The 13,053-nt window shown below is 56.8% G+C and carries 11 protein-coding genes and 1 pseudogene; 1 reads left to right on the forward strand and 11 read right to left on the reverse strand.

All coding sequences use genetic code 11. The annotated features are described in order from the left end of the window. Positions 1-386: 386 nt before the first annotated feature. Positions 387-1,442, forward strand: a complete 1,056-nt coding sequence (locus AC5ZG5_RS44285; RefSeq protein ID WP_456646963.1) for a cytochrome-c peroxidase — start codon at positions 387-389, stop codon at positions 1,440-1,442. Between the two features lie 831 nt (positions 1,443-2,273). Here AC5ZG5_RS44285 and AC5ZG5_RS44290 read toward each other — a convergent pair. From AC5ZG5_RS44290 to AC5ZG5_RS44340, 11 genes and pseudogenes are all read right to left on the reverse strand, one after another. After that, on the reverse strand, positions 2,274-3,014 hold the full coding sequence (locus AC5ZG5_RS44290; RefSeq protein ID WP_456646962.1) for an outer membrane protein: 741 nt from the start codon (positions 3,012-3,014) through the stop codon (positions 2,274-2,276). 1,267 nt (positions 3,015-4,281) lie between these two features. Continuing rightward, the gene (locus AC5ZG5_RS44295) at positions 4,282-4,542 is read right to left on the reverse strand and encodes a hypothetical protein (protein ID WP_456646961.1); all 261 of its coding nucleotides are present in this window, start codon (positions 4,540-4,542) and stop codon (positions 4,282-4,284) included. An 84-nt stretch (positions 4,543-4,626) separates the two neighbouring features. Then, positions 4,627-5,145 (reverse strand): hypothetical protein, encoded by a 519-nt coding sequence (locus AC5ZG5_RS44300; RefSeq protein WP_456646960.1) that lies wholly within the window; start codon positions 5,143-5,145, stop codon positions 4,627-4,629. A gap of 572 nt (positions 5,146-5,717) precedes the next feature. Next, positions 5,718-6,131: a hypothetical protein gene (locus AC5ZG5_RS44305; RefSeq protein WP_456646959.1), complete on the reverse strand. Its 414-nt coding sequence runs from the start codon at positions 6,129-6,131 to the stop codon at positions 5,718-5,720. A gap of 172 nt (positions 6,132-6,303) precedes the next feature. Beyond that, positions 6,304-6,573: pseudogene (locus tag AC5ZG5_RS44310) on the reverse strand (PLP-dependent transferase); the annotation flags it as partial. A gap of 78 nt (positions 6,574-6,651) precedes the next feature. Further along, on the reverse strand, positions 6,652-7,083 hold the full coding sequence (locus AC5ZG5_RS44315) for a hypothetical protein (protein ID WP_456646958.1): 432 nt from the start codon (positions 7,081-7,083) through the stop codon (positions 6,652-6,654). Between the two features lie 141 nt (positions 7,084-7,224). Continuing rightward, a complete protein-coding gene (locus AC5ZG5_RS44320) occupies positions 7,225-8,259 on the reverse strand; it encodes an LLM class flavin-dependent oxidoreductase (protein ID WP_456646957.1) in 1,035 nt (344 codons plus the stop codon). A 303-nt stretch (positions 8,260-8,562) separates the two neighbouring features. Beyond that, positions 8,563-9,681: a histidinol-phosphate transaminase gene (hisC, locus tag AC5ZG5_RS44325; RefSeq protein ID WP_456646956.1), complete on the reverse strand. Its 1,119-nt coding sequence runs from the start codon at positions 9,679-9,681 to the stop codon at positions 8,563-8,565. A 252-nt stretch (positions 9,682-9,933) separates the two neighbouring features. Then, complete coding sequence (locus tag AC5ZG5_RS44330; protein WP_456646955.1) at positions 9,934-10,254, reverse strand: hypothetical protein; 321 nt, start codon at positions 10,252-10,254, stop codon at positions 9,934-9,936. Positions 10,255-10,878: 624 nt separating this feature from the next. After that, entirely contained in the window at positions 10,879-11,592 is a 714-nt protein-coding gene (locus tag AC5ZG5_RS44335) for a MerR family transcriptional regulator (RefSeq protein WP_456646954.1), read from the reverse strand. A 129-nt stretch (positions 11,593-11,721) separates the two neighbouring features. Next, a complete protein-coding gene (locus AC5ZG5_RS44340; RefSeq protein WP_456646953.1) occupies positions 11,722-11,952 on the reverse strand; it encodes a hypothetical protein in 231 nt (76 codons plus the stop codon). Between the last annotated feature and the right edge of the window lie 1,101 nt (positions 11,953-13,053).

Raw genomic sequence — 13,053 nt, forward strand, 5'->3', positions numbered from 1 at the left:
TCGCTCCCCTCGCTAGGGAGCAAAATAGATGAGGCAATAGGAGGTCTCTCGGGAACATCGCTAGATGCGGCAATACGCGCTCTCATCCTGATCGCCATAAGCCACAAAAGGCCGCGGCGGTCGACCACGAATTGGCTGCCACTCGTTCGTGGCCGTCGCGTTTCTGACGCCGCACAGCCTCTGGCAAGGTTCAAGACGCCTCACATATTTGCTGGGTCGTAATTGCTTTGAGAAATAGATCAGCGACTTAGCTGTTGCGAGCGCCATTGGCACGGCTGTTGCTATTGAGATCTAGAAACACTGGGGCAGGCGTTAGCGCAGTGACGTAAGACGGGCGATGCCCTCCCGTTTCGGTGCCGATGAGAGTTATTGTGAAGAAGTCAGCGATGTGGGCGCTTTACCTTTTACGCAGGTTATCCGTTGCGGCCGTTGCGATGCTGGCCTCATCACAAGTCAGCGCCGATGATGAGTTGATGGGAGCTGCTAGGCAGATTTTCAAACCGATCCCCTCGATTGTGCCTGTCCTAAAAGACAACCCGGTCACCCGCGAGAAGGTTGAACTCGGCAAGATGCTGTACTTCGATCCGCGGCTGTCGGCGAGCGAGATCATTAGCTGCAATAGCTGCCATAATCTTGGCACGGGCGGAGTCGATGCCGGTCCGACCTCGGTCGGGCACGGCTGGCAGCAGGGTCCGCGCCGGGCGCCAACCGTTTACAACGCGGTATTCAATGTGGCGCAGTTCTGGGATGGACGCGCCGCAGACCTGAAGGCGCAAGCTAAGGGACCCGTGCAAGCGAAGGTCGAAATGAACGCGACTCCAGATCATGTGCTCGATACGTTGAACTCCATGAACGGCTATGTGGTCATGTTCAAGAAGGCATTCCCAAACGAGGCGTCACCGGTCACCTTTGACAACTTCGCAAAAGCGATCGAGGCTTTCGAAGCGACTCTGATCACACCCGCAGCTCCTTTCGATCAGTACCTTGAAGGCGATACGAATGCTCTCAATGATCAGCAGAAGGCAGGATTGAAGCTATTCATGGAAACGGGATGCTACTCTTGTCACAACGGAATCAACGTCGGTGGACAGGATTATTTCCCGTTTGGTGTGATCGAAAGGCCGGGCACAAGCCTCCTTCCGACCGCTGACAAGGGCCGATACGTGGTCACCAAGGCGGCCAGCGATGAATACGTTTTCCGCGCCGCGCCGCTCCGCAACGTCGCGTTGCGGGCCCCATACTTCCATTCAGGCCAGGTTTGGAGCCTTAAGGAGGCGGTTGGCGTCATGGGTGAAGTCCAGCTTGGCATCGAGCTTAGCGATAAAGAAAAGGACGATATTGTTGCGTTTCTGAATTCGCTAACTGGGCAGCTGCCTAAGATTGAGTATCCGAACTTGCCCACCCGTACCGACGCGACTCCGCCGCCGTCTTTAGGCAGATAGTATGCTCTTCACGGTAGAGGCGTTGGCGTTATCTGAATGCAAACGAACTCTGTGTAGCCATTCGGGCGACTGCGATGCATCAAGGCGCAAAGGCGGAGCAGGGTGGGAGCAGGCCGCCAAAGCAAATGCCCGTCAGCTACCCGACGAAGCGCAGCTATGACAAAGCATTCTGCTAGCACCAGCCAGGAGGGCAAGCGATAGAGGGTTATGGCAGCGCTGTTAAACTAGGCAAACAGTCGGTTGGGCTCGAGTCGTCAACAGGCATCAACGGGCTTCTCGGGCTTGTCTTTGCGTGTTGAGTCCGGGTCTATGGGGAATGACAATTCAGATTAAGCGATCTGCACGACCAGCGGCCGCAGAATACCGAAAGACCTCGATCACAGGTAGGAAGATACTCTCCGCAATCTGACCGTGTGGGCTCCTATGGGCGGACTGAAGCCAATCCGGCGCTTCCAAACGTGAGATGCGCAAGCTGAACAGGCTTGGGGACGCAGAATGGAAGTGGGCTTCGGCTCGAATGTCCGCGGACGCATAGGAGAAGCTCTTGAACGGAGCGCTATCCGGCCGTCTGCGTGCTCATTGTCTGACCCTGCTTCACTCGTATGCCAGCGCCGCGTCAGGCTCGCCGTTGCCATTTACTCGTTCGAGGGTGGTGGTGGTCACCTTAAACATGCCCGACCAGTCGGTCTGCAGGCAAAAACGTCCTTGCGTGATGTCAAAGCCTGCATCCCCGGAAAATGCAGAACGCGGTTAGCGGCAGATGAATAGTTCAAAAAAAGAGCCCCGGCCCGAGGGCCGGGGTTTTCGATCCGCCGTTTGAACGCGAAGAGATCAATATTTGAGAACCACCGGGCTGAATTTGTAATTGAGCCGCGCGGTCACCAGATCGAAATCCTGGCGGATGCGATCGGTCGTGACCGTACCTGCGCCCGTGGTGAAGCTCACGGTGCCGTCCGGCATGAACAGGTGGTCGTACTCAATGCCAACCGACCAGTTCGGCGCAAAGCCGACTTCCACGCCGGCGCCGATTGCGGCGCCCCAGCGCGTGCTGTCGGTAGCGAGCTGCGCGCCGGTGAGGGTGGAGGTGACCTGATAGGTGTTGCTCGTCACCGCAGCACCGCCCTTGGCGTAAAGCAGCACGTTGTTCGAGGTGAAGCCGATCAGGCCGGTCATCAGGCCGAACGCATTGGTCTTGGTGCGGTTGATATCGGCCGGGAAGGCGATGCTGACATTGGAGCCAGTGAGATCAGCCCAGTTGCCTTGGCCTTCGATGCCAAACACGGTCTGGCCCATCTGTGAGCGATAGCCGATCTGCCCACCGATGGTGCCGCCGCTAACGTCATGGGAGCCCTCGGACGTGAGGCCCGCGAGATCCCAGGTGCTACGGCTCGAGCCCCAGCCGCCATTGGCACCGATATAGAAACCGCTCCAGTCGTAGATCGCGGTCGCAACCGGTTGCGGTACTGGCGGCGCCTTGGTGTAGACGGGCTGTGCGGCGAGATCCGCGCTAAATGCGGGCGTCGCCACGGCAAGCGCGACGATGCTCCCAGTCACGAGCAGCAAGTTCTTCATTTCGAGTTTCTTTCCTTAGATGGCCCCCGGGCCGCGCGCGTCTTAGCAACGTCATCGCGAATTGCTGTAACGGCAGCGCAACACTTACTTCGAAAGAAAGAGCTTGAACCTTACGCAGCGTCAGGTTGTAAAGTCCTGACGAATGCAAACGTTGATCGAGTATTGGGCTGATGCGCGTCAATGCCGATGTTGGAGCGAAGCGTGTCCGAACCGAAGCTCGCTCGTAAAGACGCCCGTCGGCCGAGGGCAACGATGAACTATATCGGATCGTCGAACTGAGTGTTGTTCCGCGCTTGCGGCGGGAACGGTGCATCACCGCTCGGGAGCCTCGCTGCGCTCTTTCGATACGCCGAGTGTTCTGGTCGAAATTGAAGTCATGCCGAATGCCGCCGGTGAGGCTCTTCTTCTCTTCTGAGTCGGAACGTCATCGCGCGCAGTCGAGAGCCCGTTGCACAAGCGTTGACGTTTGTTGGCTGATTTGACACTAGCCGCGCCTGCCAGCTCTGCTCGTACGCGCACGTGTTTGCTGGCTTCAGTAGTGTTCCAGGTTCGGAGATCGGCAAATGTAGTCATACTCCATGTTAGCGCAATGCCGTGTTCTCAAACAGCTTGTCGGATTCCAAACATGGTGTGTTTGGTTTCGGACAAGAGCATGCGGATAAATCGGCTGATTTGCCAATTCTCGAAAGCCTTGGCCCGCACACGGCCTTGCGGTTCTGGCCTCGCTCTTGCAGTTGGCTCTTCGGAATGAGCGGGACCTGACAAAGACGACGAAATGCGAGTGTTACTAGTTGTTGGTCAGGCGCATCTTGTGAGCGCCACCGGAGCAGCGGCTGTGGAGCGTGGCGTCACGGTAGAGTCTCGATCAGGTGATCGAAACGCGAGAGTGTCCACAGTCAAAGACGGTTTAGGAAATGCACGAAGTGACAGAGAGGTCCGGCGGGCGCAGAGCCGGGCCTTGCCGACTTACCGGAAATCCGTGCGAACGACACTTCAGCCAACTCGCGTCAACTCGCGGCGCTGTTGGTCGTTCCGGGATCCAATGTCCTCACGCCTTTTTTGGGTCGAAAGTTGCAGTCAATCCTTCCTCACACCCAAGACGAGTTCATCGAAGTCTTTTCAGACGCATTCAGCCTTGCATAGCCAAATCTTCTCGCTGTGTGTTTTGTTGAGCGCTTTCGTCCTCAACAGTACGCTCTGCAGAGAACGGCTTGCTCATGACGGTCGCCGCCGCCGGGGCCGACCCGGAACATGAAGTCACTCATTGCTAATCGAGCAGCCTGTACGCCGGATCGCAAACCTGCGGTGCCAAATCGGGGATCGCCTCGATCGCAGCACCGGCGCCGGTGATGATCGTCTCTTTCGCCGGCTCAGCGACGCTGTGTCTGTCGCGCGCCGCCTTGACCTCAATCAACTCGTTGAACTTGCTACAGTACGCCTCATGCAGCCTGGCAAGCGCACTCCTTTTGCGGGCATAAACTGCTGCCATCTGTCGAAGCTCCGCCTCTATTTGTGAAACTTTTTCCATGATTTTCCCGTATCATCTCAAGGTTGAGGCGCGGCTATGCCGCGCAAAACCCGCATTTTCACCCACCAGCGACCGCCACGCTTCTCACCTTGCCCCTCGAACGCGAGAGGGAACAGCCTCAGGGCTGATGTGATTGGTCTCCGCGAACCGCTGAATACTGATGTGGTCCTCATCGAGAGGTGGGGGTATCGAGCTTTCGCTTCGATCTCCTCGATCTTGGGCGAGTGTTGGTGCTGGGGGAGGGTGGTGACGCCCCGATTGCGGCATGATCCGCATCCTGAACTCCAGCGGGAGGTCGCAAATCTCGAGCAGCAAGTCGGGATTAGCGCCAATTACCGCGCGAGCGGCCGCGAAGCGCTTCTTGGCAATGGCAAGAGCTTCTGCACCTGAAACGGCCGTAGGGATGCTCATCGCCGTTGGTTGGGCCTCCTCGTTCGTAATGTGGCCGAGAATTCTCGCTCTCGCCAAAACGAGATCCTTATCTAGCAATGCGTGCGGCGCATCCCGAACGGCAGGCGAAATCGAGTTGTCAGTATCGATCGTTTGCCGAAAGTTCTGAAATACGCGATCGATTCTCGCGATCGAATCGCCTGCCGCGATCATTCGCCGCTCATACACGTTGATCATCCTCGCTAACAGTGGTTGGGGGGCGGTCATGTGAACCGTTGTTCAGGGCGCGAACACTCCCGGTGCGCCTCGACGTAAGCCGGGGTCAGACTGCAATTATGGATGGATCGCGAGTTGTCCATTTGAATATGACGCAGATCTTACTCGAGGAATTGCGAACTGTTTATTTGGTCTATATGCCTGCGCCCTCGCGCGATGCGACGCGCGCGTTGAGCAAGACGCTATAAGGCGGGCTCTTTTGGCTTCTCGCTTCTGCGACTTCACGCGCTTTAACAGGTCGCATCAGTTCCGCTCGGGCTTGAAGCACCGCTCAGCGACGAGCTTGATTGAGCCCTGATTTGCGGTGTCGCGCGATGCCTGCAAGGTCCATCGACGAAGCGCCGCGAGTTTTATTTACGTCCATTTTGATTTGGAGTTCATCGTTGAGATGCAACTGCAGCCAAAGAGTCGCGCGCCTAGAGTAATAAGGACGGGTGAGCGCGGCTTGATCTATGCCAAATGCTGGAAGAGTTGCCCATGGTGAGCGCTGGGCAAATATGGCGCCATTGTCAGTGCTGCAGCTGCGTCCAAATGAGCTTGCGAATTTCCCGCTCTGCTAGCGCGAAGTTGCCGACGTTGAAGCGAGTGCGCCGATATGCAGCGGCGCGTTCCGCTCGCGACGCCATGAGTCCGGGTCTCTCGCGCTTGTACATCTCGTCGCGTGCTTGGCTAACTGCGCCGCGCACGGCATGTCGGATTTCCCCTTTGATTCGAGGAATTGTGGTTGCGGTGGGCCGAAAGCTAGTTAGCAGTTGCAGCGCGCGCGCTTTGATTTCCTCGAAATATGGGCTAACGCGCACGTACGATTCTCCTCGAGCCAATGATGAGACTGCATCTAGGTTCCTGATACCCCGGTTGATGGCATTGCTATGGCAATCCAGCCCTTTGCGGATGAAGAGGGCAGCCGCAGATAGCTTGCCCATCGCGCATTGGCGCAGCGCAGTCTATCGTTGCTCGGAGGTCACAGGCAGTCGTCAAGCCAATTGCGAAAGCGATGTGTCGACTTGGGCAACGGCTTCCGCTGACAGCGTTTGGGCGCCTGCCGGCCATAAATGCTTGGGTCGAGCGCCGGTTCGTTGCAGGGCACACCTGCAACTACGCGTCGTTCAACGCCTGCGCGATATCTGCAATTGGATCAGACGGATGTTTTACCCGACCGATAGCCGGATCGTACAGTCGAGGAGCCTATTTTTTGCGAGTATCAGCCGCAACACCTGAGTGCGTCATGCTTGCTGGTGGGCTGGCAAGTGAGTCGGTGCCGCCCAGGCTCACTGCCAGCTTGAAGAGTTTCAGCGCGTTCAGAAATTCGAATGCAGCTGCCTGGCCGCCGACAATATCGTACGAAAATGTGGAACCTGCGCCGGTCGCGATGTTGAGGCGAATTCCGCAATTGCCTCTTGCCGCACCGTACGCTGCGATACGGTCAGCGGACGCACTAACAGATCAACGCTGTCTCACCAGACTCCATTTTTTGATGACTGCCTCGCTCATCTGCCCAGCATCCTCAGCGCAGGAGATTTCGTCGACCCTCACCGAGATTTTCTTGCCGACCAGTGCCTTCAGCTGATTATCGTGCTCCGCGCCCGTTGTGAGGAGCTGAAACGTGACCGGTCCGGTCTCTAGATTGCACAGGGCGCTCGGCTCGGGCAGTCGGCGCGGCGCGGTGATGATCTGATAGGCGACCTTCTTGCCGTCTTTGGCATCGCGTATACGCAACGCGTAGAGCTCGCCTGACAACACCTCGCCAGTATTGATCGGCGCGCCGGTCTTCAGCTGTGCGTACGTAGGCTGTTCCGCGCGGGCGGCGGCGCCAGGAAGGCTCGCCAACAGAATGAATGCAAGGGCCAAGTCCATGGCGAATCGGTCTTTCGTCATTAGTCAGTCTTCCTTAGGGGGTGGTGGTGAGAAAAGGGTGCGCGGCTGGATCGCGGCAACAGCGTCAATGCGCGCTGACGGTACGGCCAGCATCTAGGAGCGCTGCTACAACCTGTGGGTTTCCGAAGTTGGGCAGGCGGGTCATCGTTGGCCAAGTCCTCCCATGATCTCGGATTGGATCGCGGTTGCAGTGCACAGGGAAGCATCCAACGGCAGATTTCCAAATGCGAGTTGACAAAGGAGGTAGTTGGCACCTGCCTCTTCAAGGTGATTAAGAAGACTTTGTTTCACAGCATCTGGCGTTCCAACAACACACAATTCACTCTCGATTGCCGCATCGAAGGTCAGCGGCAGGTGTGGTGGTGTCGGGATAGCATTAAGCTCGTAAAGGAATCTAAAGCTCTTGAGCCATTGTGTGTAAGCAGATGCCGCAAGCGTATAGGCATCTCTGTCGGAACGCGCAATTACGACCATGCGGAGTAATCCGACAAATGGCGTCTGATCGCCAGCGTCACGGTTGGTCTTTCGACGAGCGCGGAACGCATCAGTAACTTTGCGGACATTAGAGGAGGGGCCCACGCACGCAAGATTTGCGCCATTGGCAGCGGCCCAGTCTGCGGACTCGGGTCGATTGGTGGCGATCCATATCGGCGGCTTTGGACGCTGATGAGTGTTTAGCGTCAACGGGACGCTGTTTAGCTCAAAATGATGGCCATGATAGGATAGCGTGCCGCCCTTCATAGCATTGATAAGGATTTCGCTGGCTTCTTGATAGCGGCTCGGTGCCGCGTCAGCGGTGATCCCGAAGTAGCCCAATTCAAGCGGAAGTGAGCCACGTCCGATACCCACCTCGAGCCTGCCACCGCTCAATTGATCGAGCATACAGATCTCTTCAAACGCGCGCAGCGGATGATAGAGGTTAAGCAGCATCACCAATGGCCCAAGACGAAGTTGCCGTGTGCGCTGTGCGACGCTCGACAAGAACAAATTCGGCGATGGACCCCTCCCATGCGGCGTACAGTGGTGTTCTGCCACATGGTATGCATGGAAACCAAGTCGATCGTACGCCTCTGCCAACACGAGGCGATCGGCGTATTGTCGGGCCATATCGCGGCCATCCTCGTCCAGGTGATCGAAGATGCCGAAGGCGAATTTTGAAGGAAAGACGTCTTTCACTCGATTATCTCCAGTTGTAGGTACGAACACAGGAAGTTTGGTGCTTCCGGCGGATCGGAGCGGTCAAAGAGCCCGAGCTCTCGTATTGTCGTCGCGCATTTCGTTGTCCTGTGTGTTAACAGCAGTAGGTGCGCGCTGCCGTTGATCATGAGGCGGTTGTCCTTCGAAGCCTCGACGACCTTGGCAGTTAAGGGATCGATCCGTTGTCGGGTTTCGTCCATCAGTCACAACAGATCTCGGTCATGCCATCCACCGCTCTCATCCATCGGTGGTGCTATCGCATGCGTGACGCAGCACTAGACACTACTGCTGCGCGGCGGGCGATATTCCCATTTTCGAGCGGCCAGAAATGTCACTGACTGCTGCGAGAAACGCATCCATTTGCGTTTTTGTGCCGATGCTAACGCGTATACAGTCTTCGAGACCTTTATCAGGAAAAAAGGCGACGAGTATCTTTTGCCGTTCCAAACCGAGCTGCCACCATCTGCCGTTGTGTCCCGTCGGCACTCGCCCTAGCAAGAAGTTTGCGTGGGAGGGCGTTACAAAGAATCCAAGTTGCGACAGTGCGCTCGCAACTCGCTCTCTTTCCTGCCTGATGTGTCTATGGTTCTCTTCGTAGACGGCGCGATGGGCAAGAATGCTAATGCCGACCGCATGACCGATCACATTCATGTTGAACACGTTCTGGATGTTACGAAGCCTCCCGATAAGCTCGGGGTGGCCCAGCCCGAAGCCGACGCGAATGCCAGCGGCGGCGTAGCTCTTCGAAAGTGTTCTTAAGATCAGAAGATTCGGATGGCGGCTTAGGAGGCGCAGGCCATTGTCAGGCGCAAACTCGACATACGCCTCGTCCAACACGATTAGGCGGTCCGATTCTGCCAGAAGGCGTTCGATATCTGCGACCGGAATGAACGTCCCGGTCGGATTGTTTGGATTAGCTAAGAGAACGAACTTGGCGGCTTTTGCGCACCCCAACAGCAATTGCTCTATAGACAAGGACTGAGGCTCGTCACATCTGATTTCGAGAAGTTGAGCCCCCTGCAACATAGCAAGTTTGCGATTGAATGAAAAACCTGGAGACAGCATTGCCACGCTGTCGCCCGGGGCAAGAAAGGCTCTGTAGATGAGCCCCAGAAGCTCGGATGATCCATTGCCGGCAATCACATGATCCGTCGCCACGCCGTACGCATTGGCTGCTGCTTCCCTCAAGCTGACGTTGTCATCTTCTGGATAAAGATACTGCCGTTCAAGCGCCCCGATTGCACTTTGCCATACGATTGTTGGCAACGGAAATGGGTTCTCATTCGTGTCTAGTTTCACGTAAGTTGCATCCGGCGCAGTCCGGCCAGACGGCGGAGCATTCAACTGTCTCGCTGTCTGCGAAAGAGAAGACAGCACATTTTGCAATTTTGCATCCGACATCGTCTTCCTCCCTTGAACCGCCCTGGGCAGTCGCAGTTATCAGCACGCCGGTCCGTCAGGCGGGTAGATGGTCGCAGCGAAGAGAGGTTGAGTTTTTGTTGCGACAGCGAGGACGGCGCTCACTCCGATCCCCGACGGAGCAGCTGGTCGAAATGCGCAACTGTTTCGAAAGTGACATCAACTGTGGCTCCACGCCGACGCTGAAGCAGCCGAGAGCATAATCGTCGAGCGGATCAACTGTCGTTCCTGCAATCAAGCGCCTCGCTGCCAGATAGGCATTGCTGTCATTTCTAAAGGTGGCGCCAATATCACTCTGCGTTGGTCGAGGTACCAAATATTGGTCCTGAACGGTCCATCCTCAAACTGCGCCGTGGAAGCTTGGCAAAGAACTAAGCAAAGGTAGCGCAGCGACGAAGGATCAGCTGTGTCCGTCGGCATAACAGTTTCCTGAGGCCCATCGGCGTCATAGGGCAGCTCCGCGAGCAGTGTCGCGAGCGCGAGATATGACGCCAGTACCGCGAGCGCGAGAAACGACGCAAGCAGCGCATCGTGGTCGGAAGGACGTTTCATCATTGCCATTACTTCGCTGAATATCTAGGTGCGTGTGCCGTCGCGACGATCAGTTCTACTTGCGCTGCGTCGACAATTGTCATGCCAGCGGCAGGCGACGAAGTAAGGAGCCGCCTTGTCTCCTTTGGTGTCGAACCGGAACGCCTCAACTGCTGTTTGGAGTGACTGTCAACGACGCGCAGCTGCTAGTCGTGCATGCTCGAGGGGCCGGACCGCTCGACCGCGTCCACTGATGCCTGGGCGATGGCATAGGCGTGAGCGGCAAAGCCAGTGGCGGCGGTGCTCCTGCTCCTCAAGGACGGCAATCGTTTCATGCTGATGCTGTTGCAGGTCCATACGATCCTCTCGCCAGCCAGAGTTGTCCCTTGATCGTGTTGTCAGGGACTGAGGCCAGCTACGTTAGATCGTACAATGTGACGCTACGTACGATTCAAGCCCCTTCGAGAGGCTTGTCTCATGAATGTATCAAAATCCGCATCTCGAAGACGGGGAGAGGAGGCAAAGTCTGGAGACGCGCACCAGGAGTCCTCGACCATGGGACGCGACCGCGTGCCTACGGTCGAGAACTCATCTCATTCTGATCTAAATTGAGAACACAGCAGTGGTGCGCGCACTATGCGCGGCAGGTCAGCGCGGTTCATCCTTTAAGGCGGCAAGTGCGAGGTCGAGATACTCCATTAGGCGAGTATCCCAACCAGCCATGTTGCGCGGCGCACTTAGTCGCGCAAGAACCTTCAGTATCGTTGAAACGGTCGAATCAATTCCAGCGATTTCAGTGATTAGCGAGCGCGCTTGAAGCGCCACAGCATTCGCCCGTTCGCTGCAGGGATGCTCGCCTCGTTCCACGCAATCGCGCAGGTCGTCGCGGATCTTCCGCCACCGCTCCTCGCGATCTGCGTCGAGGACGCATGTGCATCGGAGCTCCTGAGCGCGCTCCTCAACCCGCGACATCGCGTCTAGAGTGGCAGGTAGCTCATCTACACTGACGTGTGTTTCACCATCCGTTGTCATGTTGCGCAAGCGATCTCGCAGCAGGGTTGTACGCGCGACCTGGAGTTCAATTCTCTCCAAATGCATGCGCAACAAGTCAGTAAGCGAGGTGCTGCCCCCAATCGCTCTGCGAATCTCTTCAAGCGAGAAGCCAAGCTCACGTAGCGCTCGAATTTGATATACCCGTTTGACGCCTTCGCGGTCGTACATTCGGTGACCACCGCCGGTGCGCTCCGAGGCACTCAATAAACCCGTGTGCTCATAGTGATGCAGTGTGCGTACCGTTACCCCGGTAGCCTCTGCAAGTTCGCCAATGCGCCATCGACGCCTTCGTGGTGTAGCTTTTGTCATGATTCTCTATTTTCAAGCCTACAACCTGACGTCGGGTGAGATTCAAGCTATTTCAATGATCTAGCTGCACTCTGCTTCGATTAAGGCGCCAGCTAGATGGCTCTTCTGGCGCCAGCAGGGTTGCTCTCCTCAGAGGGGGCCGCCTGATCGAGCGGCAGAGGCAATGGCGACGACCAAATTCATCGATGACGCCAACTCCGCATTACCGGCGGCAGCACGTGTCAGAACAAGCGTGGCGATCGCCGCTCGATTTTCAGGAGTCTGCATAGAAGTCGGTAGCGCTGCGACCGCTTCGTCAAAAATCCTTCCCAGGACCGCAAGGTCTTCCGGATCGTAGACACCACTGTATTGCTGCAACATTCGGCTCCGTATCATTATCGCGCTAGGGCGGCCGCACGTCGCTAAGACGTTTGGCCAAAACAAGACAGACCAACGACGTACGGCAATGAAGATGCGGTATGCGTTGAAGTGATGCCGTTGCGCAACACAGTCGCGCTTTGCTCTGTCCCGAACCCAGGTAGGCGATATCGGGCAAGCTTCTCTGAACAATTTGCGAGCACCGTTGCCTATGTGCAGCCGAAGCAACGAGGCGAGAAAGATGAACTCTCACATCCGAAGCGCCGCTATGCTCACTCATGCCTGCAGGAAGCGCGGAGTCGTTGTGAGATCGACGCGGTCGCCGATGCTAATCCAAAAAACGATAGCCTCAGCATTTCCTCAGCTTGGCTCGCATATCTGAATGTCCATCGCAAAGCGATGGCTGCTCTTTTGATTCCGTTTACAACGGATCGCAGCACCGTATGAGAATGGCGCGGAGGGCACCAATCTACCAGCGGCGGCGCTGCTCGACCTTCTCGCGCATGGTATACCAAATGATGGATACTCAGGCGGGCAATGTCCTTCCGAATTTCTGCAGCAATGAAGATGCTCATTGCGGATCGGCGATAAGGTGGTGCCCTGAGCGGCGGCGGAGCGCGCGACGGGCTGCGCGCACAAGGCAAATGGCTGGCCTCGATCAGGAAAGGCCTTGGTTTACATCGCACATGTTTGCCGTCTTGCTCGAAGCGGACCGCTGCCCGCGCGGGCACTGTAGTCAGGAAGCACTCTCACGAGGGATGGCGTTCATGCCTCTTGTAGAGGAGCTCGTCAAGAGGTTGCGGGGCAGAGAGCGGTTTGAGGACCAGGGGGTCAGGCGGCTCTCATGAAATGCGCGCAGACGAAGTTCGAGCAAGAGGTAGGCATTCGAGCCGAGTACATGCCGGAGGCGCCAGCGATGACCTTGCAGCATACTTACCGAGACTGCACCCACGATGAAGGAGGGCCGGCTCATCACGAAGGATGTGGGCGTAATCGGCTTGAAGCGAGGAGGAGGGCGATGAGACGCCTTAATCTTACTGAGTCAGAAAGTCGCGGGCGTATTTGAGGGTGAATCAGCTACCCAGAGGACTCAGGTGAGAGGAC

It is taken from the genome of Bradyrhizobium sp. Ses1 (genome assembly GCF_059512365.1).

Coding starts and splice junctions, on each gene's coding strand:
- AC5ZG5_RS44285 (WP_456646963.1), top strand. CDS start 387: ATGTGGGCGCTTTACCTTTTACGCAGGTTATCCGTTGCGGCCGTTGCG.
- AC5ZG5_RS44290 (WP_456646962.1), bottom strand. CDS start 3,014: ATGAAGAACTTGCTGCTCGTGACTGGGAGCATCGTCGCGCTTGCCGTG.
- AC5ZG5_RS44295 (WP_456646961.1), bottom strand. CDS start 4,542: ATGGAAAAAGTTTCACAAATAGAGGCGGAGCTTCGACAGATGGCAGCA.
- AC5ZG5_RS44300 (WP_456646960.1), bottom strand. CDS start 5,145: ATGATCGCGGCAGGCGATTCGATCGCGAGAATCGATCGCGTATTTCAG.
- AC5ZG5_RS44305 (WP_456646959.1), bottom strand. CDS start 6,131: ATGGGCAAGCTATCTGCGGCTGCCCTCTTCATCCGCAAAGGGCTGGAT.
- AC5ZG5_RS44315 (WP_456646958.1), bottom strand. CDS start 7,083: ATGACGAAAGACCGATTCGCCATGGACTTGGCCCTTGCATTCATTCTG.
- hisC (WP_456646956.1), bottom strand. CDS start 9,681: ATGTCGGATGCAAAATTGCAAAATGTGCTGTCTTCTCTTTCGCAGACA.
- AC5ZG5_RS44330 (WP_456646955.1), bottom strand. CDS start 10,254: ATGATGAAACGTCCTTCCGACCACGATGCGCTGCTTGCGTCGTTTCTC.
- AC5ZG5_RS44335 (WP_456646954.1), bottom strand. CDS start 11,592: ATGACAAAAGCTACACCACGAAGGCGTCGATGGCGCATTGGCGAACTT.
- AC5ZG5_RS44340 (WP_456646953.1), bottom strand. CDS start 11,952: ATGTTGCAGCAATACAGTGGTGTCTACGATCCGGAAGACCTTGCGGTC.